The sequence below is a fragment of the Conexibacter woesei DSM 14684 genome (assembly GCF_000025265.1).
Classification (GTDB): Bacteria; Actinomycetota; Thermoleophilia; order Solirubrobacterales; family Solirubrobacteraceae; genus Conexibacter; species Conexibacter woesei.
This window is the reverse complement of the sequence record NC_013739.1, coordinates 1,445,595-1,470,034: the sequence shown is the minus strand read 5'-3', so window position 1 is coordinate 1,470,034 and position 24,440 is coordinate 1,445,595. Positions and strand designations below refer to the sequence as shown.

The 24,440-nt window shown below is 72.1% G+C and carries 24 protein-coding genes and 1 tRNA gene; 10 read left to right on the top strand and 15 right to left on the bottom strand.

Annotated features, from left to right (window positions below):
• Positions 1 to 69: 69 nt before the first annotated feature.
• Positions 70 to 555: a collagen-like protein gene (locus CWOE_RS07015; RefSeq protein ID WP_041730206.1), complete on the bottom strand. Its 486-nt coding sequence runs from the start codon at positions 553 to 555 to the stop codon at positions 70 to 72.
• A gap of 322 nt (positions 556 to 877) precedes the next feature.
• Between CWOE_RS07015 and CWOE_RS07010 the strand changes: the two genes are divergently transcribed.
• Together CWOE_RS07010 and CWOE_RS07005 are read left to right on the top strand one after the other, a co-directional pair.
• On the top strand, positions 878 to 1,969 hold the full coding sequence (locus tag CWOE_RS07010; RefSeq protein WP_012932880.1) for a ferredoxin reductase: 1,092 nt from the start codon (positions 878 to 880) through the stop codon (positions 1,967 to 1,969).
• A 23-nt stretch (positions 1,970 to 1,992) separates the two neighbouring features.
• The gene (locus CWOE_RS07005) at positions 1,993 to 3,063 is read left to right on the top strand and encodes a fatty acid desaturase family protein (RefSeq protein WP_012932879.1); all 1,071 of its coding nucleotides are present in this window, start codon (positions 1,993 to 1,995) and stop codon (positions 3,061 to 3,063) included.
• Between the two features lie 215 nt (positions 3,064 to 3,278).
• Here CWOE_RS07005 and CWOE_RS07000 read toward each other — a convergent pair whose 3' ends face one another.
• The 9 genes from CWOE_RS07000 to CWOE_RS06970 form a co-directional block, all read right to left on the bottom strand.
• Positions 3,279 to 5,288, bottom strand: coding sequence for a PKD domain-containing protein (locus CWOE_RS07000; protein WP_012932878.1), 2,010 nt, complete (start codon positions 5,286 to 5,288; stop codon positions 3,279 to 3,281).
• Positions 5,289 to 5,366: 78 nt separating this feature from the next.
• A complete protein-coding gene (locus CWOE_RS33315) occupies positions 5,367 to 5,543 on the bottom strand; it encodes a hypothetical protein (RefSeq protein ID WP_012932877.1) in 177 nt (58 codons plus the stop codon).
• A 153-nt stretch (positions 5,544 to 5,696) separates the two neighbouring features.
• Positions 5,697 to 5,900, bottom strand: a complete 204-nt coding sequence (locus CWOE_RS06995) for a hypothetical protein (RefSeq protein ID WP_041730204.1) — start codon at positions 5,898 to 5,900, stop codon at positions 5,697 to 5,699.
• 72 nt (positions 5,901 to 5,972) lie between these two features.
• Positions 5,973 to 7,874 carry an endopygalactorunase gene (locus tag CWOE_RS06990; RefSeq protein ID WP_236262251.1) on the bottom strand — a complete coding sequence of 634 codons (1,902 nt, stop codon included), beginning with the start codon at positions 7,872 to 7,874 and terminating at the stop codon, positions 5,973 to 5,975.
• 630 nt (positions 7,875 to 8,504) lie between these two features.
• Entirely contained in the window at positions 8,505 to 8,849 is a 345-nt protein-coding gene (locus CWOE_RS06985) for a hypothetical protein (RefSeq protein ID WP_012932874.1), read from the bottom strand.
• A complete protein-coding gene (locus CWOE_RS06980) occupies positions 8,846 to 9,094 on the bottom strand; it encodes a helix-turn-helix domain-containing protein (RefSeq protein ID WP_049793193.1) in 249 nt (82 codons plus the stop codon). Before CWOE_RS06980 ends, CWOE_RS06985 begins: the two co-directional genes overlap by 4 nt.
• A gap of 27 nt (positions 9,095 to 9,121) precedes the next feature.
• Complete coding sequence (locus CWOE_RS32560) at positions 9,122 to 9,376, bottom strand: hypothetical protein (protein WP_148260918.1); 255 nt, start codon at positions 9,374 to 9,376, stop codon at positions 9,122 to 9,124.
• 392 nt (positions 9,377 to 9,768) lie between these two features.
• Positions 9,769 to 9,918 (bottom strand): hypothetical protein, encoded by a 150-nt coding sequence (locus CWOE_RS33310; protein ID WP_160165481.1) that lies wholly within the window; start codon positions 9,916 to 9,918, stop codon positions 9,769 to 9,771.
• A gap of 370 nt (positions 9,919 to 10,288) precedes the next feature.
• A tRNA-Pro gene (locus CWOE_RS06970) sits at positions 10,289 to 10,362 on the bottom strand.
• A gap of 56 nt (positions 10,363 to 10,418) precedes the next feature.
• Between CWOE_RS06970 and CWOE_RS06965 the strand changes: the two genes are divergently transcribed.
• The 5 genes from CWOE_RS06965 to CWOE_RS06940 all read left to right on the top strand — a co-directional run bounded on the left by CWOE_RS06965 (position 10,419) and on the right by CWOE_RS06940 (position 15,035).
• A complete protein-coding gene (locus tag CWOE_RS06965; RefSeq protein ID WP_012932870.1) occupies positions 10,419 to 11,186 on the top strand; it encodes a Nif3-like dinuclear metal center hexameric protein in 768 nt (255 codons plus the stop codon).
• A 96-nt stretch (positions 11,187 to 11,282) separates the two neighbouring features.
• On the top strand, positions 11,283 to 11,471 hold the full coding sequence (locus CWOE_RS06960) for a hypothetical protein (protein WP_012932869.1): 189 nt from the start codon (positions 11,283 to 11,285) through the stop codon (positions 11,469 to 11,471).
• Between the two features lie 120 nt (positions 11,472 to 11,591).
• The gene (locus CWOE_RS06955) at positions 11,592 to 13,400 is read left to right on the top strand and encodes an AMP-dependent synthetase/ligase (protein ID WP_012932868.1); all 1,809 of its coding nucleotides are present in this window, start codon (positions 11,592 to 11,594) and stop codon (positions 13,398 to 13,400) included.
• A gap of 38 nt (positions 13,401 to 13,438) precedes the next feature.
• Positions 13,439 to 13,918 (top strand): hypothetical protein, encoded by a 480-nt coding sequence (locus CWOE_RS30330; RefSeq protein ID WP_012932867.1) that lies wholly within the window; start codon positions 13,439 to 13,441, stop codon positions 13,916 to 13,918.
• Positions 13,919 to 13,928: 10 nt separating this feature from the next.
• Positions 13,929 to 15,035, top strand: coding sequence for a pyridoxal phosphate-dependent aminotransferase (locus CWOE_RS06940; protein ID WP_012932866.1), 1,107 nt, complete (start codon positions 13,929 to 13,931; stop codon positions 15,033 to 15,035).
• 25 nt (positions 15,036 to 15,060) lie between these two features.
• On the opposite strand, the gene CWOE_RS06935 is transcribed toward CWOE_RS06940, so the two are convergent.
• Positions 15,061 to 16,335: a patatin-like phospholipase family protein gene (locus tag CWOE_RS06935; RefSeq protein WP_012932865.1), complete on the bottom strand. Its 1,275-nt coding sequence runs from the start codon at positions 16,333 to 16,335 to the stop codon at positions 15,061 to 15,063.
• A gap of 94 nt (positions 16,336 to 16,429) precedes the next feature.
• Here CWOE_RS06935 and dacB point away from each other — a divergent pair, with 94 nt between their 5' ends.
• Together dacB and mscL are read left to right on the top strand one after the other, a co-directional pair.
• Complete coding sequence (gene dacB, locus CWOE_RS32555) at positions 16,430 to 17,725, top strand: D-alanyl-D-alanine carboxypeptidase/D-alanyl-D-alanine endopeptidase (protein WP_012932864.1); 1,296 nt, start codon at positions 16,430 to 16,432, stop codon at positions 17,723 to 17,725.
• Positions 17,726 to 17,735: 10 nt separating this feature from the next.
• Positions 17,736 to 18,173 carry a large conductance mechanosensitive channel protein MscL gene (gene mscL, locus CWOE_RS06925; protein ID WP_012932863.1) on the top strand — a complete coding sequence of 146 codons (438 nt, stop codon included), beginning with the start codon at positions 17,736 to 17,738 and terminating at the stop codon, positions 18,171 to 18,173.
• Positions 18,174 to 18,201: 28 nt separating this feature from the next.
• Here the strand turns inward: mscL and CWOE_RS06920 are convergent, their stop codons facing one another.
• Positions 18,202 to 19,518 (bottom strand): MFS transporter, encoded by a 1,317-nt coding sequence (locus CWOE_RS06920; RefSeq protein WP_012932862.1) that lies wholly within the window; start codon positions 19,516 to 19,518, stop codon positions 18,202 to 18,204.
• Between the two features lie 29 nt (positions 19,519 to 19,547).
• Between CWOE_RS06920 and CWOE_RS06915 the strand changes: the two genes are divergently transcribed.
• Positions 19,548 to 20,450 carry a LysR family transcriptional regulator gene (locus CWOE_RS06915; protein ID WP_012932861.1) on the top strand — a complete coding sequence of 301 codons (903 nt, stop codon included), beginning with the start codon at positions 19,548 to 19,550 and terminating at the stop codon, positions 20,448 to 20,450.
• 33 nt (positions 20,451 to 20,483) lie between these two features.
• Here CWOE_RS06915 and CWOE_RS06910 read toward each other — a convergent pair whose 3' ends face one another.
• The 3 genes from CWOE_RS06910 to CWOE_RS06900 form a co-directional block, all read right to left on the bottom strand.
• On the bottom strand, positions 20,484 to 21,440 hold the full coding sequence (locus CWOE_RS06910; RefSeq protein WP_160165480.1) for a LysR family transcriptional regulator: 957 nt from the start codon (positions 21,438 to 21,440) through the stop codon (positions 20,484 to 20,486).
• A gap of 133 nt (positions 21,441 to 21,573) precedes the next feature.
• Positions 21,574 to 22,566: a glycosyl hydrolase family 18 protein gene (locus CWOE_RS06905; RefSeq protein WP_012932859.1), complete on the bottom strand. Its 993-nt coding sequence runs from the start codon at positions 22,564 to 22,566 to the stop codon at positions 21,574 to 21,576.
• Positions 22,563 to 24,437 carry a glycosyl hydrolase family 18 protein gene (locus tag CWOE_RS06900; protein ID WP_041730194.1) on the bottom strand — a complete coding sequence of 625 codons (1,875 nt, stop codon included), beginning with the start codon at positions 24,435 to 24,437 and terminating at the stop codon, positions 22,563 to 22,565. Before CWOE_RS06900 ends, CWOE_RS06905 begins: the two co-directional genes overlap by 4 nt.
• Between the last annotated feature and the right edge of the window lie 3 nt (positions 24,438 to 24,440).

Genomic DNA, 24,440 nt, shown 5'->3' with positions numbered 1-24,440 from the left:
CGCCGGCGTCCTTCAACAAGTGGGACGGTAACGGTCCGCCGGCCGCGCGAGGGCGGCGGACCGCCGTGGCTAGAGCTTGACCGTCGCGGTCATCGTGCGGCCGCCGTGCGTGACGCGCAGCGCGTAGGTGCCGCGCGGGAGCTTGCGGGTGCCGGTCAGGCGCGTTGCACTGCCGGCGGCGTAGGTGCGGCCGCCGCGGGTGAGACGGGCCGTCGCCGACCGCGGCTGCCTGGCCGACGGCGGGTAGGTCACCTTGCAGGTCGTCTTCGGCTTGCGCTTGACGGTCTCGGTCGTGCAGGTGACGCGGGCATCGCGCCCGGCCTTGCCGGCCGGACCGGTGGGCCCGGCCGGACCGGTGGGTCCGACCGCGCCTGCCTGCCCCGCCGTTCCCTGCGGCCCCTGCGACCCGTTCGCACCGGGCGTGCCCCGCGGCCCCTGGCCGCCGTCGGCGCCCGGCGCGCCCTGCGCCCCCGCGACGCCCTGCTGCCCGGGCGCCCCCTGCGGCCCCGGATCGCCCTGCGGCCCCGCCGACGCGCCGCCGCCGGTCCCGCTCATCGGCACGTCGACGAAGCCCGGGCCGTGGTCACCGCGCAGCCGCTCACGCGGACCCCTTCCCGCCCACCGATGCCGCCCTGGGGCCATCCGGATGCCGTCGCACCTGCGCGGTCCAGGCTGGTGCTGATCGAGCCGTCAATGCGGCTGGTTCCGCCTGACTGGGGAAGTGGTCGATGTGCGCTCGCGATTGGCGACAAGCTGGTGCAGCGCCGACGTGTCCACCGCATCGCCTCGCCGGCGCTGCCGACGCCGCAGTGCGCTCGTCGGCAGCCACCTGGGAGCTCCGCGCGGCGGGCAGCGCGCACCGCTAACGTCCCGGTCGATGCGCGTATTCGCCGAGCACAGGCGGCGGGCTCGGGGCCGCCTGTGGGATGCGGCGAGCCTGCTGACCACCCCGCTGCTGCCAGACGACTTCCTGGGGCTGGTCAACCCGTTGTGGTCGAGACGGCAGCTCGCCGGGCGCGTGGTCGCGGTGCGGCACGAGACAGCGGACAGCGCCACGATCGCGATCCGTCCCGGAGCGGGCTGGCGCGATCATCGCGCCGGCCAGCACGTCACGGTCGGCGTCGAGGTCGATGGCGTGCGCCACCAGCGCAGCTACTCGCTGACGTCGCCGCCGCGCGCCGCCGACGGCTGCATCGCGATCACGGTCAAGGCGGTGCGCGACGGCGTCGTCTCCTCCCACCTCGTCCGTCGGACGTCCCCCGGCGCGGTCGTCTACCTCGGCGAGGCGACGGGCGACTTCGTGCTGCCCGACGACGACTCCGAGCGGCTGCTCTTCATCACGGCGGGCAGCGGCGTCACGCCCGTCATGGGGATGCTGCGCACGCTCGCGCGGTCGAACGCGCCGCGCGACGTGACCGTCGTCCACATCGACCGTGAGCCGGACAGCGTCATCTTCGCCAGCGAGCTGCGCCGGCTCGCCGGGCAGCGCAGGCTCGCGCTCCACGAGCATCACACGTCACGCCTCGGACGCCCGTCCGCCGCGACGATCGTAGGACTCGTGCGGGACTGGAGGCAGCGCGAGACCTGGGCCTGCGGCCCTGGCGAGCTGCTTGACGGGCTGGAAGCGCACTTCGCCGCGAGCGGTGCGCGCTCCCGCCTGCGCACCGAACGGTTCCAGTCGAGCGTGGCGGCCGGCGCGGGTGCCGCCGCCGCACCGGGCGGATCCGTCACGTTCACGCGCAGCGGCGTCACCGTGAACGCCGACGGGGCCACGACGCTGCTCGCCGCCGGCGAAGCCGCCGGCGCGCTGCTGCCGAGCGGCTGCCGCGCCGGGGTCTGCCGGACGTGCGTCGGACCGTTGCGGGCGGGCTTCGTCCGCGACCTCCGCACCGGCGCCGTCGGCGCACCCGGCGACATGGTCCAGACATGCGTGTCCGTCGCGGCCGGGCCGGTCGAGATCGAGCTGTGACCCCGCCTGCCCAGGAGACCCCCGTGCTGGATCCAGACGCCGCGAACCCGCTCGACCGGCTCACCCCGGACGACCTGGACGCGATCGCGCGCGAGCTCGACGCGATCCGAGACGCGGTCAGAGCCGACCTCGGCGAACGCGACGCCGCCTACATCCGCCGCGTGGTCAGCGTCCAGCGCACGCTCGAGGCGAGCGCACGCATCCTCCTGATCGCGGGGCGCTCCCGCCCGGCGGTGGCATCCGGCACCGCGCTCCTGACGGTGGCCAAGATCCTCGAGAACATGGAGATCGGCCACAACGTCATGCACGGGCAGTGGGACTGGATGCGCGACCCGCGGATCCACTCGGCCACGTGGGAGTGGGACGCGGTGTCGACAGCGCAGTCGTGGAAGCACGCCCACAACTACCAGCACCACACGTTCACGAACGTGGTCGGCAAGGACCGCGACCTCGGCTACTCGGCGATCCGCGTGCATCCCGACCAGCCGTGGCATCCGGCGTACCTGCTCCAGCCGCTCTACGCCGTCGCGCTCGCGTTTGTCTTCGAATGGGCGATCGCGATCTACGACATGGAGCTCGACGCGGTGCGCAACGGCACGAAGCCCGCCTCCCAGGCGCGGCGGGAGGTGCGCGCGTTCATGCGCAAGGCGGGGCGCCAGTTCGCCAAGGACTACGTGCTGTTCCCCGCCCTGTCCGGCCGCTCGGCCCGCCGCACCGCCCTGGCCAACCTGACCGCGAATGTCCTGCGCAGCGTCTGGACCCACACGATCGTCTTCATGGGTCACCTGCCCGAGGGCGCTGAGACGTTCAGCGAGGAGCAGCTCGAGGACGAGTCCCGCGGCGGCTGGTATGTCCGCCAGCTGCTCGGCTCCTGCAACCTCGACGGGAGCCGGCTGTTCCACCTCATGAGCGGCCATCTCTCGTTCCAGATCGAGCACCACCTCTTCCCCGACCTCCCAAGCAACCGGTATCCCGAGATCGCGCCCCGCGTCCGCGCGGTCTGCGAGCGCCACGGGCTGCCCTACGCGAGCGGCCGCCTCGGCCGCCAGTACCGCTCGGTGGCCAAGAAGGTCCTGCGCTTCGCACTGCCCTGAGGGTCCCGCTCGACGACCCCGCGTGACTCAGGCGGACGCCGGAGCCGGGTAGTCCTCCGCGCCGATCACCACGGTGCTGCCGTCGCTCCGGCTTCGGCGTAGGTGACGACAGCAGCTACTTGATCGAGCTGATGCGCTCCTGCTCGCATGCCCGAAGCGCACCGGGCAAGCGTTCTCGCGCAGCCGTGCGCCCGCGCCGCTCGCCGCCCGCGCCGCTACCGCTTGCGCGCCGCGCCTCTTCTCGCGGGCGCTCTTCTGGCGAGCGCGACGGCGCGTCTCGCGGTCGCGGGGCGCGTGTCCGCGTCGCCGCTGTACGTGACCGTCACCGTCGCGCGGGCGCGCGAGCGGGCGAGTGCGCGCGGCAGTCTCACGGTCGCGACGAAGCGGCCGCGCACGATCCGCGCCGTCCCCCGCTTCATGACCGTCTTGCGGCCGACCTTCGCGCGGTAGGCGATCGTCACGTGTCCGCCCGAGTGGCGCGAGATCGTCCCCGCGACCGTCACCTTCGCGCCGCTGCGCAGCGCCTTCGTCAGCTTCAGGCCGGTGGCGGCGCGCGGCGCTTCTCTCGCGGGCGGCTGCGGAAGCCCGGGCGGCTGCGGCGACCCGGGTGGCGTCGCGGCGGCGGTCACCGTCAGCGTCCGTCTGACGACGGCCGCGTCGCCGCTTCTGTCGGTCACCGTCAGCTCGATCGGGTACGCGCCCGGCCGCGCGTACGCGTGCCGCACCGTCTCGCCGCGCGCCCCGCTGCCGTCGCCGAACTCCCACGCGAATCCGGTGACGCCGCTCGGGTCGCTCGCGCGCGCGGAGAAGACGACGTCCTCGCCGACGGTCGCGGTCGCCGGGATCGTCGCGTCGACCGTCGGCGGGTGCGCGTCGTAGTTCGCCGTCGTGAACGAGAGGTTGTCGGGGGCGGCGCCGACATACCAGCCGACCGTCGCGCTGCCGTGTCCGTCGGCGGCGATCGAGGCCGAGCCGGCCAGGAATGCCAAGCCGGCCTCGACTCTACCGAGCGTCTGCGGCGCCGACGCGGTGCCGTCGGCGGCGAGCTTGCGCGCGAGCAGCTTGAACGTCGGCGTCAGGCCGTCGAACGACTCGATGCCCACCGTCGTGAGGAACGCGCCGCCGTCCGGGGCGGACGCGATCGCCGGCAGCAGCTCGACCTCCGTCATCGACGTCGTGGTCATGAGCGTGCGGATCGACTCGGTCCCGTCTGCGCTCACGCGGCGCGCGCTCAGCTCCCCGGCGCCGAGCGTCGTGTTCTGGTACCAGACGGTCGTGACGGTGCCGTCGTCGGCGATCGTCGACGCAGCCCCGCCGGGGCCGATCCCCGCCATCTCCAGCTGGCGGAGCGCCACGCCGACGACGCCGCCGCTGTCGCGCAGCCGCGTCGTGCGGCCGTAGGTCGTGTCATCTTCGACCGTCTCCGCCCAGTCGACGATCGCGCCGGACGCACTGGCGCTGACCGTCACGGCCACCGTTTTTCGATTCGGCGCCGAAACGGTCGCGGGACCGCTGGCGAGCGTTCCGCCCGCGCCGAGTCGCGCGACGCGCACGACCGCGTCCGTCGCCGGCGGGACCTCGGCTCGCCACGCGACGTACGCCTGGCCGCCGGGGGCGACCGCGAGCGCCGGCCGCGCGTCGGCGGGTTCGCCGAGGTCGACCGGCGCGCCGGCATTGCCGTCGGCGGCGATCCGCCGCACCCGGAGCGTGGGCCCGCTCGGTGCGTCGGCGTCGCCGATCCACGCGACCGTCGCGTTGCCGGTCTCGTCGACGCCGGTCCGCACGGTCCCGGGCGCGACGTCCGCGGCGAGGGTGCGGATGGGCCCGGGCGCGCCGTCGGCGCCGAGCGCGACGAGCTGCGCGTCGCCGTCGGGCGTGACCCACGCGACGACCGCGGCGCCCGAGCGCGCGACCGCGACGCTCGCGCTCGATGGCACCGAGCCGACCGGGCCGCCCGCCATGCCGACCGTCCGGGCCGTGCCCGCGGCGCCGCCTGACGAGATCCGCTGCACGCGCACCTGGGAGGGGTCGTCGAACGCGCCCGTCCGCTGAAGCCACGCGACGGTCGTCGCGCCGGAGGCGTCAGCGCCGATCCCGACGAGGCCGGCGAGTCCGCCGTCGCCGTAGGTCGGGCCTGGCAGCCAGGCGGCCTGGGCACTGGCGGCGCCCGCCGCTGCGGCGACAGCGGTCAGTGCCGCGACGGCGGCGGATCGGAGACGGCGCATCGAATTCCCTTTCGTTCGGACGGCGCGACCTCGCGCCCGCATGCACCGTCGTCCATCTTCCCCGGCCCCGCAATGGGCCTAGGCCCCCTGTTGTCTGCGCGCGACCGTCCAGACGCCGCGCTCCGGCGTCCACGCGGTGATCACGATCGCGTCTCTCACGTCGTTGAGGCCGAGGTGCGAGACCTCGTGCAGGTCGAGCGGGAAGGCGTGCGCCGGGCCGCTCTCGTGGTCCTTCGCGGCCCTCCACAACGACAAACCCCCCGCCGTAGCAGGGGTTTTGTGTCTTCAGGACGCCGAGATTTGAACACGACGAACAGACGTTCGTGCGGCTGATTTCGCTGCTCTGACGGGCTTTGACGTGCTTTGAGGTGCGCTGAGATCAGCGCAGAATGGCACCCCCAACGGCACCTACGCGTAGAAGAGGAACGGCTGGTTGGCGAGCCACATGTGATCCCACTGCGCGCGCGGCACGGCGCGGTCGTGGCCGCGCTCGACCGCCGGTGAGTAGTGAGCCGTGTCCTGGCTCTGCAGCAGCGTGCCGTCGACTCTCAGCGTCGTGCCGCTGCCGATTCTCAACGAGCCGGTCAGGAACGTTTTCCCGGCCGGGATCACGACCGTGCCGCCGCGGCGGGAAACGCGATCAGCGCGGCGAGGAGCGCCGCGAACAGCCATCTCAAACGCATCTCAGTACCCACTGACGGCGACGGAGTCGATCGCGACGTAGTCGGCGCTCGAGAGCGGGTTGCGCGCGCCCTGCGCCCGGATGCCCAGCACGTGCCAGCCTCTCGCGACGGTGCCCGTGCTCCACAGGTCGGCACCGGTCGCGAAGGAGCCGCTGTAGAGGTCGACGGTGCCTCTGAAGACGCCGTCCAGCCAGATGTCGGCGTAGCCCATGTTCGGGCCTCTCGTGCCACGCCATCTGGCCTCAGTGCCGTAGAAGGTGACGTTCGCCGTCGCGCCCGCGCTCGACGTCGTCAGGTGCGTGCCGCCGAAGTCGACCGGGTCCAGCCATTGCTGCCACATGCCCGAGTAGGTGAACTTGGGGTCGCCCTCGTCCATCGCCGGCCCGTGCAGCTCGACGTCGTCGATCCGCGCCCACCCGCTCGTCGACCCGGCCGGGTCGATCCCGATCTCATAGTTCGAGCAGGCCGTCGTCGTCGTGAACGGCAGGTCGTACGTCGTCCAGCTCGTCGCCGAGACGTTCAGCACGGCGACCGTGGTGTTGGTGCACTGGTTGTGGACGAAGAGGCGCACGTTCGCGCCGCTGGTCTGGACTCTCGCCCGATAGCGATAGCTCGTGCTGGCCGCGAGCCCCACGCCCTGGCCGAGCGCCGTGTAGCCCGTTCTGAAGTCCTGGATGTACCCGTAGAATCTGCCCGACTGGCCGACCGAGAGCCCGTCGGTCGCACCGACCTGGCTCGCGGTGCCGACCGTCGACCAGCTGGACGTCCCGGTCGTCTCGAACCCTGGGTTCTGGATGAACGGTTCGCCGGGATGGAACGGAGCGCCGCGAACGCCCGCGATGTTGGCTCTGATGAACTCGTTCACTCTTCCGGCGTAGGTGTTGCCGGAGAAGCGGATGTTGGTCATCTGCGCCTGATCGCTGTCGGTCGCGGTGTACGCGGCGCCGCCCGGGCCGTTCCAGGGGTTGTCGCACCAGCACTTGACGGAGTCCCACGTCGCCGGCGCGTTGAGGACGTTGTTCTCGATCAGTATGTTGCGCATCTCCCCGTCGCGCTTGTCGGCGGTGACCGACGCCCACGGGATGAACGCGAGCGCGCTGCAGCACTCCGTCTCGACGATGTTGTTGCGCACGATCACGTCGGAGAGCGGCTCCGACACGTCGCTTCTCCACCAGCCGGTCGAGCGCGGATCTCTGTGTATGGTGCCGAGCGCGATCCCGTCATCGGTGACCCCTGGTCTGCCGTCCGGGTTGCGCATCACGTTGTCCTCGACGACGACGTGCTGCGAGCTGATCAGCTCGAGGCCGCTGACCGGGTCCTTGTAGGGCTCGTTGAGCGTCATGTCGTGCATCGAGCCGTTGTCGCTGAAGTAGATGCCGATGTAGGGGACGCCGCCGCCGATCACGTGCAGGTCCGCCAGCTCGAAGCCCGTAACCTGGTAAAGGCCGATCGCGTCGTTGAGGATCGTGTCGGCGACGTTCGGCAGGTGGGTCATCTCGATCGTGCCTCTGCCGGTCACCTTCACGTTTCTCGCCGATGCCGCGTAGACGAGCGGAAAGTTCCGGTAGAAGGTGAAGTTCCACGGGATCGTGAGGTCGATGATCATCCCTCTGAGAGGGGTGTAGTCGTAGTGTGCGACCGTCTGGCTCTGCTTCAGCGTCGCCCCTCTGGCGATGATCAGCTCTACGTTCGACTTCAGCCGCAGGTTGCCGGACAGGAACGTTCTCGACGCCGGCAGCGTCACCGTCCCGCCGCCGGCCGCGTTGACCGCGTCGATCGCGCTCTGGATCGCGAGCCGATCGTTCGTCACCCCGTCACCGGCGGCACTGTACGGCGCCGCCGTCACATCGACGTCCAACGCGCTCGCGGCCGCAGGCAGCAGGCAACCCAGCAGTACGGCCAATACGGCTCCGACCAGCAACCGTCGCATTGCGCACCCTCTCTCTAGGATAGATACTAAATGCTATAGCTACCATCTCAACCGGCCGGGCGCAAACAGTTCAGAGCAAGCGCAATGGCCACCAATTGAATGACTCCGAATGCATGTTTGAGTCCTGCTTGAGTCCCGAGTGACTCGCATCTCGCCGTTGCCGCGGCGGCTTCGCGGCGCCCTACCCCGGCCGACCGCACCAGCCGACCCATCGGAAGCCCGATGTTTGGCGAGTTGCCGAGCTGGACATATGGCGCTATATCATCTAGCCTATTCCGTATCGGGACGGTGCTACGAACGGAGAACAGAGATGAAGGAGCTGCGGTCGCGATGTACCTCTCCAAAGACGACGCACGCCACCCCGACGTGCACCCGACCGCCCGCCGCACCCTGCACAGCGCCGGACCACTTCCCCGCATCCAGCTCCCGAACATGCGCACGATGCGCGTCGTACGCGGACTGACCTCTGCATAGGAGGCGCGGGCCCGGGCTCCCTACGGACCCGATGCGACCGATCGGAGCCGACGGCGATGGAACGCCTGCTATCCAGCCGAGGAGCCGGCGTGATGACCTCGCGCTCCTCTCGGCCAACGAGGCTGCGGACTACCGTCGCAACGAGGTCGGTTTCATCACGCAGGAGTTCCACTTGATGAAGGGCGTCCCCGCGATCGAGAACGCGGAGTGCGGCGCTCCTCGGCGCGGACGGTGAGCGATATGCAGCTCAAGGCGCCGCAGGCGCGCATGGAGCGGCAGCACCGCTTCGTTCACGCGCTCGCGCACGACCCGTTCGACGTGCTCGCCAGCGAGCCCTTCGGTCGCCTCCACGCTCGCTATCCGCGCGATCGTCGCCTCCCGGACGAACGCCGCCTTCGCGATCCCGAGCCGCTCGGACACGGTGCTCAGGCGCGCGAGCGTGTCGTCGTCCGCGCGGAAGGTCGTCGCTCTCATCGCCTGATCGCCTCCTCCCGCTGTCGCGCCTCGTAGAGCAGGAACAGCTCCGAGAGCGGGACGTCGAGTCCATAGGCGAGCTTGCTCAGCACCCGGAAGGTCGGGTTGATCTCGCCGCGCTCGATCGCGCCGACGTAGTTGCGATGCAGCCCGCCCCGAGACCCCAGCACCTCCTGGGAGAGGTCCCGGCGGGCGCGGACCTCCCGCGCCGCTCTGCCGAGCGCTACGAACTCTGGTCCGAGCACGGCGCGCGATCTTTTCTGCGGCACCGTTCAGCCCTCCCGCTCGGGGTCGGGCTCGTCGGCGCCGACGAGCTGCGTCACGATCGAGCCGCACGCCGCGACCAGCGCCAGCACGTATCGCACCGACTGCCGCGCGTGGTCGCCTCCGTCGCGCACGTGCGCGTCGAGCGCCTCGACGGTGTGCGCCTCCAGCAGCCGCAGCACCCGCACGAGCCCAGGCGTGGGCATCGTGATGGCGAACCGCTCGCCGGGGTCCTCCGGACTCCAGCCCAGGTCATCCAGCAACCGCAGAACGTCGCCGTGACGGCGGCGAAGCGCTCGCGCCCTCGCATAATCGCCATGGTCAGCGGCGGTGTGGATCTCGCCGATGCCGCGCAGCACGATCATCAGCTCGGTACGGATCGCATCCCGCGCCTCACGCGAGACCACCACCGCCGGTTCGTCGTTCTCCTCGGACCGGCGCGCACAGCATCGACCGGCCTCCGCGCCAGGCGCGGCCGATCGGGAACAATGGTCCTGCATCGAAAGTGTCCTTTCGGTGCCGGGCCCGGGGTGTTAGCGCACCGCCGGGCCGCTTTTCAGTTGGTGCATCTTGCAGCGCTCGCGAATGTAGGTGGCTCGCTGATCCGGTGCAAGGCCTCACGCCAGCACTCGCACCTCACCGGCGCGCGTGCGCTCTACATCCAGTTGCGCGTCGGGTCCAGCCGCGCGGGCAGCAACTGGAGGAACACGCGCTCGACCAGCGGGCCGGCGTAGACGTGGTGACGGAACGCGTAGAGCCAGTGCCCTGCCAGCCCGAGCGTCAGCATCACCAGCAGCCCGACCACCGTCCGGCGCGGAGACCGTCACGACGAGGCCCGCGACTATCAACAGCATCCCCACGGCGCGCAGCACGATCGACCCGACGATCCACGCCACGATCGCCGCCAGCACCACCAGCGCGAGAAGACTGACCAAGCCCATACCGGCAACCCCTTCCCCGAGACGCTCCGATCCCACAGGGGAGCGTTCCCGCGCCAGCGCCACCGCTCCCTCCCCCGCGTCAGGACGCGCACCAAACCAGCCGTCCACCGGTGCGCCCACGGCCTCCCCGAGCGGCCGGAGCTGCGTGCGCTCTGCATAAAAAGGCACCTGCAATGGCACCTGCAGGCCCCTCCACAACGACAAAACCCCCGCCGTAGCAGGGGTTTTGCATAATCGGGGCGCCGAGATTTGAACTCGGGACCTCTCCGACCCGAACGGAGCGCGCTACCAGGCTGCGCCACGCCCCGATGACTGCCCGTCCAGTATTCCACAGCGGCGGCGCGATGGTACGTTGCCCCCGACCATGGCCGCCCGGACTGATGAGATCGTCGCCTTCCTCGACGAGCTGCTCGAGATCGAGCGCTTCTCGGACTACGGGCCGAACGGGCTCCAGGTTCCCGGCGGCGAGACGGTCACCACAGTCGTCACGGGGGTCTCGGCGCAGCTGGAGCTGTTCGAGCGGGCGGTCGACCACGGCGCGGAGCTGGTGCTCGCGCACCACGGGATCCTGTGGGACTTCGATCCGCGCCGGATCGGGCCGGCGCACGCGCGCCGGCTCAGAACGCTGCTCGCCGCCGACATCGCGCTGGCGGCGTACCACCTGCCGCTCGACGCGCACCTCGAGGTCGGCAACAACGCGCTGCTGGCCGCGGGCCTCGGCGCGACGCGGACCGAGCCCGCCTTCGCCCACAGCGGCACGACGATCGGCGTCGTCGCGCACTTCGACCAAGACGGCGGCGTGCCGATCGAGGAGCTGGTCGCGCGCGTCGCGACGCTGACCGACCGCGACCCGCTCGTCAACGCCGCGGGACCGCCGGCGGTCCGCACGCTCGGGATCGTCTCCGGCGGCGCCGCGGGCGACATCTCGACCGCGATCGAGCTCGGGCTCGACGCGTTCATGACCGGCGAGCCGAAGGAGCACGTGATGGCGCAGGCGCGCGAGAACGGCATCCACTTCCTCGCCGCCGGCCACTACGCGACCGAGACGTTCGGCATCCGCCGACTCGGCGAGCTGGTCGCCGAGCGGTTCGGCGTCGCTCACCGCTTCGTCGACATTCCAAACCCTGTCTGAGCGCCAAGCTCCGCTGGTCGGACAGTCGGGTTTGAGCCTGTCCGTCCGGCGAGGTATAACGGGACCACGGCGAAACAAACAGGAGGTCCACGTCCAATGGCCAATCACCTGACGCCCACCGAGCTCGCGCGCGAGGCCGGTCTCGACCGGCGCGACGTGATCATGAAGTGCCTCGAGATGGGCGTCCCCATCTACCACGGACGGATCGACAGAACGCTCTTCGCCGCGAGCCTCGACGAGCAGTACGGCGTCACCGCCTCGCCCACCCCCCTGGCGACCGGATAGGTCGCCGCCGGGCCCCGGCCCGGCACCGCATCTGGCCACTCGGCCAGAACCCGCGCGCGCCATGCGCGGCCCGGCATAGAATCGCCCTTCTCCCGTTCCACCACCGAGGAGGAGGATGTGATGGAGGCCAGCGTCACGCAGAGCGCCGCTGACGCGTCGACCGGGTCGCAGACGATCGCCGATCTGCTGCCGCTCGCCGTCGAGCGCTACCGCGACCGCACGGCCGTCCGCGTCAAGCGCGACGGTTCCTGGCAGGACATCACGTTCGGAGAGGTCGGCGCGATCGCCGACGAGATCTCGCTCGGCTTCGTCGACGTCCGCATCGAGCCCGGCGACCGTGTCGCGATCCTCTGCCGCACCCGCCCCGAATGGTCCTACGTCGACTTCGCCGCGACGCAGATCGGTGCCGTCGTCGTGCCGATCTATCCGACCAACTCGCCGCAGGAGTGCGAGTTCGTGCTCGCCGACTCCGACGCCGTCGCCGTCGTCTGCGAGAACATGGAGCAGGTCGCGAAGGTCGCCGCGGTGCGCGAGCGCCTTCCCCACCTCAAGCGCGTGATCGTGATCGAGCCCGGGGACGCGACGCCCGAGCAGCTCGGCGACGCGATCACGCTCGACGTCCTGCGTGCCCGCGGCCACAATCACGACCGCGCCGAGATCGCGCGTCGCTACTCGGCCATCGCGCCCGGCGACCCCTACACCTTCATCTACACCTCCGGCACGACCGGCCCGCCGAAGGGCTGTGTGCTCACCCACGGCAACTACCGCGCGATGCTCGACATGGTCGAGCAGACCGGCGGTGTCGTCGAGGACGAGGTCACCTACCTCTACCTCCCGCTCGCGCACTCCTATGCGCTGCTGATCCAGCTGCTCTCGTTCGACGTCGGCGCCTCGATCGCGTACTGGTCCAACGATCCGCTGCAGATCATCCTCGAGCTGACCGAGGTCCGACCCACGAGCCTGCCGTCGGTGCCGCGCATCTTCGAGAAGATCTACACGCTCGTGACGAGCAACTCGCCGCGCGAGCAGATCGAGCAGGCGGCCCGCGTCGGCGTCGAGGTCCGGCACCTCCAGCTCGCCGGCAAGCCCGTCCCCGCCGAGCTGCAGGCCGCCTTCGACCGAGCCGAGGAGGAGCTGTTCAGCAAGGTCCGCGGCGCGTTCGGCGGCCAGGTCCGGCAGGCGATATCCGGCGCGGCGCCGATCGCGAAGGAGATCCTCGAGTTCTTCTACGCCTGCGGCGTGCCCGTCTTCGAGGGCTACGGCATGACCGAGACCTCGACGGCCTCGACCTTCCAGTCGCCCGAGGAGCACAAGTTCGGCACGGTCGGCAAGCCGTTCCCCGGAATCGAGCTGAGAATCGCCGAGGACGGCGAGCTGCTGATCAAGGGCGCCAACATCTTCGCCGGCTACCACAAGCGCGAGGACGCGAGCTTCGGAGCCGTCGTCGACGGCTGGCTGCACACCGGCGATCTGGCGTCGATCGACGCCGACGGCTACGTGACGATCACGGGCCGCAAGAAGGACATCATCATCACCGCCGGCGGCAAGAACCTCACGCCCGCGAACATCGAGAACGATCTCAAGCAGTCGCGCTGGATCTCCCAGGCCGTGATGCACGGCGACCGTCGCCCCTACCCCGTCGTGCTCGTCACGCTCGACGCGGAGGAGATCGTCCCGTGGGCCGAGCAGCAGGGTCTGCCGACCGAGATTCCGGCGCTCGCGCGCGAGCCTAAGGTGCTCGAGCTGATCCAGGCCGATCTCGACACCGCGAACGACAAGTACGCCCAGGTCGAGAAGGTCAAGAAGTTCTTCATCCTCGACCACGACCTCTCCCAGGAGACCGGCGAGCTGACGCCGACGCTGAAGGTCAAGCGCAACATCGTCAATGAGAAGTACGCCGCCGATTTCGCCGCCCTCTACACCGACTAGTGCCGGCGTCCCCGACCGCGTACCCTGGTCATTGAGAGATGCGAACCGATCCGAGCGAAACCGGCGGCCTGTTCATCACACGCCGCCCCGGGACGAGACCCACGAGATACAGAACGCCGCCGAGGACGGCGGGCGAGGGTCGGCGCAAGGCGGACAGCGCGATCGCCGCGGGCATCCTGGCGCTGATGATCTTCGTGAACCTCTGCTTCTGGGGTCCGCTGCCCGTCGCCTGCCTGTGGGTCGGCGGCCACCTGCAGCACGCGACCGACAACGTCGGCATCGGGCTGATCGCCTCGTTCGGAACGCTGATCGGCGGGCTGCTGCTCGGCCTGATGGCGCTCAAGCGGCTCGACTACGCCTGGATCCTGGTCCGCCGCGCCGGCGGGCACGACCAGCGGCAGGGGATCATCGGCCGCATCTTCATGGTCTGCTGCGCGATCGGCGCCCCGATCTTCATGATCTGGCTGCTCGGCTTCAGCGGCGCGCAGCTGTCCGGCGCCGGCAACATGGGCTTCTAGGCCCTCGCCGATGGGCATCCGCAGCTACTACAAGCAGTTCGCGGGAATGACCGACGAGGAGATCACCGACGAGCTGCGCGAGCAGGCGGCGGAGGCGCGCCGCCAGGCGCTGTCGCGGATCGAGGCGCTCGACCTGTCCCAGACGACGTGGCACGAGCTGCCCCACCCCGACGTCGTCGCCGCGGTCACCTTCGCCGTCCGCGGCATGCTGAACCTCGCTCCCGACCCGACCGCGGAGGAGCTGCGCCGCGCGATCGGCCGCCGCGTCGGCATCGAGCCGAGCCGCGTCGCGATCGGCAACGGTGCCGGCCAGCTGCTGTCGTCCGCCACGCGTTCGCTCGTCAAGCCCGGCGAGGAGCTGCTGATCCCGTGGCCGTCCTACGGCCTCTACCCGCTGATGGCGCAGCGCGCCGGCGCCCAGGCCGTCCCGGTGCCGGGCGGCCACGACGTCGAGCGGCTGCTCGCGGCAGTGACCCCGCGCACGCGCGCGATCGCGCTCTGCAACCCCAACGACCCGACCGGCGCGTACATCCCGCCGGCCGCGCTGCGCGAACTGCTCGACGCGCTGCCCGAGCACGTCTCGCTGCTGCTCGACGAGGCGCTCGTCGACTTCGTCAGCGACGAGCGCGCACCGGCCGCCTCGCTCGCGCTGCTCGACGACCACCCGCGCCTGCTGATCTTCCGCACCTTCTCGAAGGTCTACGGGCTCGCCGGGCTGCGCTGCGGCTATGTCCTCGGCGGCCCCGGCTCCGAGCGGCTGCTCGCACAGCTCGCGCCGGAGCTCGGCGTCGGCCAGCCCGCGCAGGCCGGGGCGATCGAGGCGATCCACGTCTGCGACCCTCAGGTCGCCGCCCGGCGCGCAACCGTCATCGCCGAGCGCGCCCGCGTCCTGGAGCGCCTGCACGACCTTCCGCTCGACGCCGCGCCGAGCGAGGCGAACGTCCTCTGGCTGCGCGCTCCCGGCCTCTCCGCCTCCGAGCTGACCGCACGGCTGCGCCGCGGCGGCGTGATCGTGATGGCCGGGACCGAGGTCGGCGACGAAGAGCACGTGCGCGTGGCGGTGCAGGCGCCGATCCACGTCGACCGCCTGCTCGAAGCCGCCCGCACCGCGTTCTGACGCGGCGCCGCGCCCGCGTCGCGTCCTACTCCGACGCCGACTGGCGCAGCAGCGTCGCTCTCGTCTGCTCCAGGATCGACCGCCAGCGCGCGGTCTCGCCCGACTCGGCGACCTGGAAGTGTCTGACGACCTTGCGCACCCGCGTGGCGGAGATCTCGATCCCGTGTCTGGCGGCGATCCGGCGCAGCCTGTCGTAGTCCTCGGAGAGCTTCACCGTCACCGATCTGAAGCCGTGCTTGGCGATCGCGACGCGCGAGCCGTAGTCCATCACGCTCGTGCGGAACATCAGCTCGTCGCTCGGGTCGGGCTCGATCAGGATGATGTCGACGCCCGGGTAGCGCTGCTCCCACTGGCGCTTGAGCTCGTGCAGACGCCCATGCGCCATCAGCTTGAACGTCTGGTAGCCGACGTGCGGGAAGCCCATGCCGGAGATCCGCTGGCGACGCGCGTCCGGATCCCGCACGTCGTTGACGTACGGTACGAGCGGGTTGACGACGACGAGCAGTCTCGCGCCCGCCTCGACGGCGAGGTCGAGGTTCGTCGTCGAGACGATCCCGCCGTCGACCAGCTCGCGATCGCCGATCCGCACAGGCTGGTAGACCATCGGCAGCGCGGTCGAGGCGCGCACGGCGGTCGAGATCGGCACGTCGTCGAAGCCGGGCTGCCCGAAGACGACCCGCTCGGCGGTGTCGAGGTCGGTCGCCGTCAGCAGCAGCTCGTTCGCCAGCTCGCGGAAGTCGTCGCTGCGGTCCGGACCGTCGAGCACGGTGCGGACATACGACTCGATCCCGGCGCCGGAGTAGAGGCCCGACGGCATCCCCTCCGCGAGCCCGAGCACGACGTCGAGCGCGGAGACCTGGCCGATCTGGCCGAGCAGCCTGCGCGTCAGCTTCGCGGCCCGGAACGGGAACGTGACGGCGCTGCTCAGCAGCTCGCGCACGTTCAGTGACAGCAGCGTCCCGAGGTCGACGTCTGGGAACGGCGTCGGGACCTGGCGGTTGAGCACGCGCATCATCTCCTCGGGGGAGATGCCGTTCGCCGTCATCGCGGCGACGAACGAGCCCGCGCTGGTGCCGACGTAGACGTCGAAGTCGTTGACCGAGCGGTTGACCGACAGCAGGTCGAGCGCTTGCAGCGCGCCGATCTCGTAGACCGCGCCGGTGAATCCTCCGCCCCCGAGCACGAGCGCGGTCTTCGACGGGCGGCTGCGGCGGCGCGCCGCCGGCCGGCGCGCCTGAGACGACGGCGCTCTGCCGCTACGCTCTGCGGCGGACGTCTGGAGTCTGACGACCTTTCCCATGGCAATCCCTAGTGTACGGCGCCGTATCGACGACGAAACCAGAACACCCACGCGCACAGCGCGACTTTTCGCCCGCACGGCTGTTCTGACCGACGTGCGCCGCATCGCTCTCCTCGCCAGCCTCGCCGCCCTCGCGGCGCCCGCCGCGGCGCCTCTCGCCGCCACCGCGGCCCCGCTCGACGGCGCCGTCTCGCGTGAGCTTTCGCGCGGCGGCGGCGTCAACGGCGCCTACGTGCTCAACATGACGACGGGCAGCGTGCTCGCCTCCGTGCGCGCCGATACGGCGCGGATACCGGCGTCGGTCGAGAAGCTCTACACGACCTCGACAGCACTCCTGCGCTATGGCGCCGACGGCACGCTCGACACGCGCGTGCTCGGCAGCGGCGCGCTCGAGGACGACGGCACCTGGCGCGGCGACCTCTACCTGCGCGGCAGCGGCGACCCGACCTTCGGCTCGGCCAGATACACGCAGTACGCGTTCGGCGGCGGTGCGACCGTCACCGACCTCGCCGCCGCCGTCGCCGAAGCCGGGATCACGCGCGTCAGCGGACGCGTCTACGGCGACGAGTCGTTCTTCGACAGCAAGCGCGGCGGTCCGGCAAGCAGCTACGGCTTCGACGTCTGGATCGGCAGCCCGCTGACTGGGCTGCTCTACAACCGCGGCCTCGCGAAGGAGGACGGCAGCGCGCTGCAGAAGCAGCCCGCGCTGTTCGCCGCCCAACAGCTCACGACGGCGCTCCGACAGTCCGGCGTGCGCGTCGCGCGGGCGGCCTCGAGCGGCATCGCGCCGACCGGCGCCGAGCAGCTCGCGTCCATCCCCTCCCTGCCGATGTCGACGCTCGCCAGACTCACGCTCGTGCCGTCGGACAACCTGCTCGCCGAGATGCTGCTGAAGGGCGTCGGCGCGTCGTTCGGCACCGCCGGATCGACCGCCGCGGGCGCGACCGTCGCACGCAGCACGCTGTCGCGTTTCGGCATCAGCCCCCGCCTCGCGGACGGCTCGGGACTCTCGCGCGCGAACGCGACGAGCCCGCGCCAGGTCGTCCAGCTGCTCGACGGCATGCGCGACCAGGCCGGCTTCCGCTCCGGCATGCCGGTCGCCGGTCGCAGCGGCACGCTGATGAAGCGGGTGCGCGGGACGATCGCCCAGGACAACTGCCAGGCGAAGACGGGCACGCTCTCGAACGTGTCGGCGCTCGGCGGCTACTGCCGCTCCTCCAACGGCCACCAGATCGCGTTCGCGTTCATGTTCAACAGCGTCAGCACCTACGCGGCGAAGGCCGCCGAGGACCGCCTGATGCAGCTGCTGGCGCGTCAGCGCCCGACCGGCACCGCGGCCACGCGCACCAAGCGCGAGGCCCGCGCCGGTGCGGTCCGGTCGACGCGCTAGCGTCGGCCACGTGCTCAAGGGCTTCAAGGACTTCATATCGCGCGGCAACGTGATCGACCTCGCCGTCGCGGTCGTGATTGGCGCCGCGTTCGGCGCCGTCGTCACCGCGCTGGTGGCCGACTTCATCACGCCGATCATCGCGGCGATCGGCGGCCAGCCGGACTTCTCCAGCCTCAGCTTCACGATCAACGGCAGCAAGTTCGCGTACGGCCACTTCATCAACGCCGTGATCTCGTTCCTGATCATCGCGGCGGCGGTCTACTTCTTCGTCGTGCTGCCGCTGGAGCGGATGCTGAGAAAGCCCGCGGAGGAGGACGGCGCGAACCTGCGGGCGTGCCCCGAGTGCCTCAGCATGGTCCCGTCCGAGGCGCGCCGCTGCATGTACTGCACGTCGGAGATCGGCCCGGCCGCCCCGCCGGCCGCATCCGCGCCCGCACCGGCCGGCTAGGCGACCGGCCCCTAGGCCCGCCAGGCCGCTAGGCCTCCGCCGCGACGACGGCGGGGGCGCGCAGCGGCGGCGTCCGCCGCAGACGCAGCGACAGCACGAGCGCGCCGGCCAGCAGCGCGCCGGCGACGAGCATCACGGCGTTCCAGTGGCCGCCGCTCCACGCGGCGCCGGCGGCGATCCCGCCGAACGACGAACCGCCGTAGTACGCCAGCAGGTAGAGCGCGGACGCCTGCGCGGCGGAGCCGAGCCCACCGCTTCCGCGCCGCCCGACCCAGCTCGACGCGACCGAGTGGCCGGCGAAGAAGCCGGCGGTCAGCGTCGCGACGCCGAGCACGATCAGCGGCAGCGCGTGCGCGCCCGTCAGCGCGAGGCCCGCGCCGGCGAGCACGATCGCGACGGGCAGCACGGGCCGCCGCCCGACGCGGTCGGCGAGCCGGCCGGCCCAGGCGGAGCTGAACGAGCCGATCGGGTAGACGAGGAAGACCGCCGCGACGGCCGCCTGCCCGAGGCCGTAGGGCGCGTCCTCCAGGCGGAACGCGAGACCGTTGTAGACGGCGACGAACGCGCCCATCAGCAGCGCGCCGACGGCGTCGAGCCGCAGCAGGCCGGGCTCGGTCAGGTGCGAGCGCATCCCGCGCAGCAGCGCGCGGGGACGGAACGGCCGCGCGACGAAGTGGACCGAGGCGGGCAACAAGCGCACGAACGCGAACGCGCAGACGAGCCCCAGCACACCGACTCCGGCGACCGCGAGGCGCCAGCCGCCGACGTCGGCGAGTCCGCCGGCGATCAGCCGCCCGAGCATCCCGCCGATCGCGTTGCCGCCGATGTAGAGCCCGATCGACAGCCCGAGCGAGGAGCGGTGGATCTCCTCCGCGAGGTACGCCATCGCAACCGCCGGCAGGCCGGCGAGCGCGATCCCCTCGAGCGCCCGGATCACGAGCAGGACGCCGAAGCTCGGCGCGAACGCGCCGGCGACGCCGAGCAGCGCGGCTGCCAGCAGCGACCACGTCATCACGCGCGTGCGGCCCCACGCGTCGGCGACCCAGCCGGCGAGCAGCAGCGTCAGCCCGAGCGTCGCGGTCGTGACCGCGAGCGAGAGGCTGGCGGCGGCCGGCGAGATCTCGAACCGCTCCGACAGCAGCGGCAGCAGCGCCTGCGGCGAGTAGAGCAGCGCGAACGTCGCGACGCCGGCGGCGAACAGCGCGATCGCGGCGCGGCGGAAGCCGGGCTCGCCGGCGCGGTGGCGAGCGGGACGGCCGAGCGCGGCGGCTGCGGGGGCGAGGGCGGCGTCGGGGCTCGGCACGCAGTCCAAGGTACGACGGAGCAATAGATGTGTCCAATGCATGGTTCATACAGAACCGATACGTTCTACGCATGACCGTCGAGGAGCTGCGGTGGTTCGTCGCCGTCGCCGAGTCCGAGCACGTCACCGCCGCCGCGGCCGAGCTGCACGTCAGCCAGCCCGCCCTCTCGCGCGCACTCGCGCGGGTCCAGGCGCACGTCGGCGTGCCGCTGTTCGACCGCCGTGGCCGGCGCCTGCGGCTCAACCGCTACGGCCGCCTCTACCTCGACCACGCACGCCGCTCACTCGCCGACCTCGACGCCGGCACCCAGGCGCTCGCGGACGCGACCGGGACGGCCGGCGGCGGGACCGTCGTGCTCGCCTTCCTGCACACGCTCGGCAGCTGGCTCGTGCCGGCGCTGCTGCGCGGCTTCGGCGCAGCAGAGCCGCAGATCGCGCTCGAGCTGGCCCAGGGCAGCGCAAGCGAGATGCTCGCCCAGCTGCGCGCGGGCGAGGTCGACCTGATTCTCACGAGCCCGCGCCCGGACGACCCCGAGATCGAGTGGAAGCCGCTCGGGCGCGAGCCGCTGCGGGCCGTCGTCGCGCCCGGCCACGCGCTCGCCGCGCGCAAGCGGATCAGACTCGCCGACCTCGCCGAGGAGCGCTTCGTCGCGATGAAGCCCGAGTACGGCCTGCGCGGTCTCACCGACCAGCTCTGCGCCGCAGCCGGCTTCAACCCGCGGATCGCCTTCGAGGGCGACGACATCGGCACGCTGCGCGGCCTCGTCGCCGCCGGCCTCGGCGTCGCGCTGCTGCCGCCGCCGCACTCCGCCGGCGCCGAGATCGAGCAGCCGGCGACCCCGCACCTGCACCTCGCCGACCGCGGTGCGGCGCGCACGCTCGGCCTCGCGTGGGACCGCACCCGCTACCGCTCGCCGGCGACCGAGACGTTCCGCGCCTTCGTCGCCGCGCACGGCGCCGCGCTCGTGCCGTGAGCGGCTGACGGGCGCCGCGAGGGCGGTGCGGCGTCAGGCCGCCGCCGCGGCGCCGCTGTCGCCCGGCTCGATGCGACCGCAGACCTCGCAGACGATCGAGCGGAACTCCGTCGCGGCGGTCGACAGCATCCGCTCGCTGTGCCAGAAGATCGCGAGCACCTGCGTCAGCGCCACGTCGTCGAGCGGCGCGACGGCGATCGCGCCGTCGTCGTCGGCGACGAAGCTCGGCAGCAGCGCCGCGCCGACGCCGCTCGCCACCAGCCCGCGCATCGTCTCGTCGATGTCGGTGCGGAAGACGACGTTCGCGACGGCGCCGGCGTTGCGCAGGCACGTCTCCAGCGACGGGCCGGAGCGCTCCTCGTGGCGGCCGATCAGCGGCCGGCCGGCAAGGTCCGCCAACCGCACCGCACCGTCGTGGCGCGGCAGCCGCCAGCTCGCCGGCGTCGCCAGCACCCACTTCACGCGGGCCAGGTTGCGGCGGTCGAACGGCCCGTCGACCAGCGGCAGCGCTGCGAGGCCGAGGTCGAGCTCGCCCTGCTCGACGAGCGCGAACAGCGACGCGTCGGAGGCGAACTCGCTCGCCTCGACGCGCGCGCCGGGCCGCCGGCGCCGGTAGCCGGTCAGCGCCGATCTCAGCACGCGGTGCCCGACGCCCTGCAGCACGCCGACCCTGACCGCGCCGCGCTCGCCCTGCGCGAGCTGGACGAGGTCGGCGCGCGCGGCGGCCTGGCGCGCGAGCAGCGCCTCCGCGTGCGTCATGAGGACCTCGCCGGCCTGCGTCAGGCGGACGTCGTTGGCGCCGCGCGCCCGCTCGACGAGCCGCATCCCGGCGACCTCCTCCAACGTCGCGATCTGCCGGCTGACGGCCGACTGGACGTAGCCGAGCCGTTCCCCGGCGACGCGGAAGGAGCCGGTCTTCGCGACCGCGACGAGCGCGGCGAGGTGACGGGGCTCGAACGGTTGCGTCTCTGATTCGGCGGACCTCGGCACGCCCGCAACGTAAGCGATCTCGGCGGACGGACGGATGTCGAACGGTTGCGTCACGAGTTTTGTGGACCTTCCTTCAGTTCTGCGCTGCAACATTGGTGCAAGTACGCGGCCAGGCGGTCGCGCACCCCTCCGTTCATCTGCGTACCCGCGGCATCCCGTCCCAGAACGAGCGCGGCTCGCGACCAAGCGAGAACAGCGCCATCCAGCGGAATCCGGCGGCTCCCGCGGCGCGTGCGCGCTCACGCAGACCGGCCGATGTCGCGTGGTAGACCGTCTCGCCGCGGCAGCGGTAGGAGGCGTTGCCGTCGGCGACGCTGCGCGGCGCGCGGCAGCGCGTACGGCGCTGCTCGGCGTCGATGACCGAGACCATCTGGCCGGGGCCGGTCTGCGGCCACGCGTAGCCGATCGCGCCGAGGATCGGGACGGTCTTCGTCTGCGACACCGCCGCCGCGCGCGCGAGCACGTCGGCGTAGCCGGCGCTCGAGTCGAGCGGCCCGGGCGGCCCCTGCGGCCCGGTCTCGTTGTACGTCGCGACGAGCAGCAGATCGGCCGCAGCCGCCAGCGCCGGCCAGTCGTACGCGAGCGCCGAGCCGCCTCTCGTCGGGCGCGGTGCGTAGACCGCGAGCCTGCGTCTGCGCACGGCCAGCGCCGCGGCGACGTCGCGCACGAGCGCCGTGTAGGCGTCGCGCTGCGTCGCCAGCAGCTCCTCGATGTCGAGCGTCACGCCGGCGTACGCCGGATCGGACGCGACGCGCACGATCGCCGCGACCGTGCGCGCACGCGCGAGCGGGTCGTCGATCGCCGCCGAGCCGCCGGTGCGCGCGTTGACGACCGGCCACACCGGCACGCCCGCACGGCGTGCCGCGCGCAGCACCGGCTCGCGCTGCCACGGCTCGTGCAGCGCGCCGCTGTCGACGTCCAGCTCGTACCAGTTCGGCGCCAGCACGCTGATGCGACGGCCGATCTGCGCCAGGCGTCTCAGCTCCAACCCGTCGGCGCGCGAGAGGAACGCGAAGACGCGCTTGGGCGGCTCGGCCGGCGCCGCGCCGGGGCGCAGCGCCGCCAGTCCGAGCGCGGCGACCGCGGCGGCGCCGACCACCGCCGCGGTCGCGAGCGCGGCCCTCACCAGGCGACTCCCGGCGCCAGCAGCGGGTCGTCCCAGACGCGCTGGTCCTCTCGGCCGAGCCGCCAGAACCCGACGCCGCCGAGCCCCGCCTCCTTCGCGATCCGCACGCGCCGCGCCGTCGTGTCCGCATCCGGGTACCAGACCTCGTGCGCCACCCCGGCGGCGTCGGTGTACGTCGCCTGGTAGTTGTCGGTCACGGGGTCGTGGCGGATCTGCGCGGCGAACTGCGGCAGCAGCGCCATCGCGTCCTGATACTCGTACGCCGTCGCCTTGTTCTGCGCCCCGCCGCCGTTCGGCCAGTCGAGCGCGTACAGGTTCGTGCCGAAGACGAACTTGTGCTTCTGCGGCATCGTCTTGACGTACTCGACGACTCTGCGGACCCAGTCGGCGTCATCCTGCGGCCCGGGCACTGAGGTCGTCCAGTGCAATCCCCACGCCATCAGGAAGAGGTAGTCGGCCGCCTCTGAGAGGGGCGCGTAGTCGAAGATCCCCGAGCGCGGGTGCGTCAGGCTGTCTCTCGTCTTCGACGACAGCGCGATCGCGAGCTTGCGGCCGTCGGCGTGCAGCCGCCCCGCCAGCTCCTGCACGAACGACGTCAGCGCCGCACGGTCCTCGGCGGGACCGGCCTCGAAGTCGAGCGAGATGCCGTCGTAGCCGACCTCGCGCGCGAGCCCGACGAGCCGGTCGAGCCACGCGGCGCGCGTCGCGGGGTCCGTCAGGATCTTGTGGACCGTCGCCGTCCGCTGGCAGTTGATCCGCGGCAGCACCTCGACTCTGCGCGCCTGCGCCCACCTCGTCACGAGCGGGTCGTCGCTGCCGACGAGGGCTCCGGCGCCGGTGCAGTCGTAGTAGGTCGGGTGCACGACGCCGATCTGCCGGTAGTGGGCGCGGAAGTCGGCGAAGCTCTGATCGGTCGAGGCGAGCAGGTACGCCTGCGCGTGTCCGGTCGTCGGGACGGGATCGTGCGTGCGACCGCGGACGACGGCCGGCGCGCTCGTGTAGCCGTGGCTGTCGATCGCCACGACGGCGACCTCGTAGTCCGTGCTCGGAGCGAGGTTCCCGAGCACGGTCGAGGTGGCGGCGACCTGGCCGACGACGGCGCCGTCGCGCAGCACGCGGTAGCCCTTGATCTCGCCGGAGGCGACCGTGCTCGGCTGCCATTGCGCCCCCAGCTCGGACTCGGAGACCGCCAGCGCGGCCAGCCCGGCGGGCGCCGTCGGCGGCTCATGGCCGGTTCTCGCCGTGACCGTCGCGCTCGGTGCGCTCGTGCGCCCGCGGCGGTCGACCGCCACGACCTGGAAGCGGTACGTGCGGTTCGGCGCTGCCGGCACCGCCCAGCTCGTCTGCGTCGTCTGCCCGACGGTCGTCCCGTCGCGCACGAGCCGGTAGCCGGCCGGCTCGCCGTCGCCGCGCGCGCCGGCCTGCCAGCTGAGCCGCAGCCCGCGCTCGTCACCGGCGACCGCGACATAGCGTGGGCTGCCGGGCGCGCGATAGGCGACGCGCACGCGCTTCTCGGCGCGGCAGCGCCGCACCGGCTTGCCCTTGGCGTCGAGCGCCTGCACGGCGAAGCGGTGGCTTCTGCCGAGCGTCACCTTCAGCCGCAGCGCACGCTTCGCCGTCTGCCCGACGACGCCGCGGTCGCGAATCACGCGGTAGCGCACGGCGCGTCTGCCCTTCGCGCGCGTCGTCGCGTTGCGCGGCACGCGCCAGCGCAGCACGCCGGTCGTCTGACCACGCCCGCGGCTGAAGGTGAGCCCTGACGGTCTCACTGCGGCGCAGCGCCGCACCGGCGGCGCATCGCGGCCGCCGCGTCTCGCCGCGACGCCCGCCGGCCCGGCCGCCGCGCCGTCCACCGGCGCCGTCGCGCCCACCGT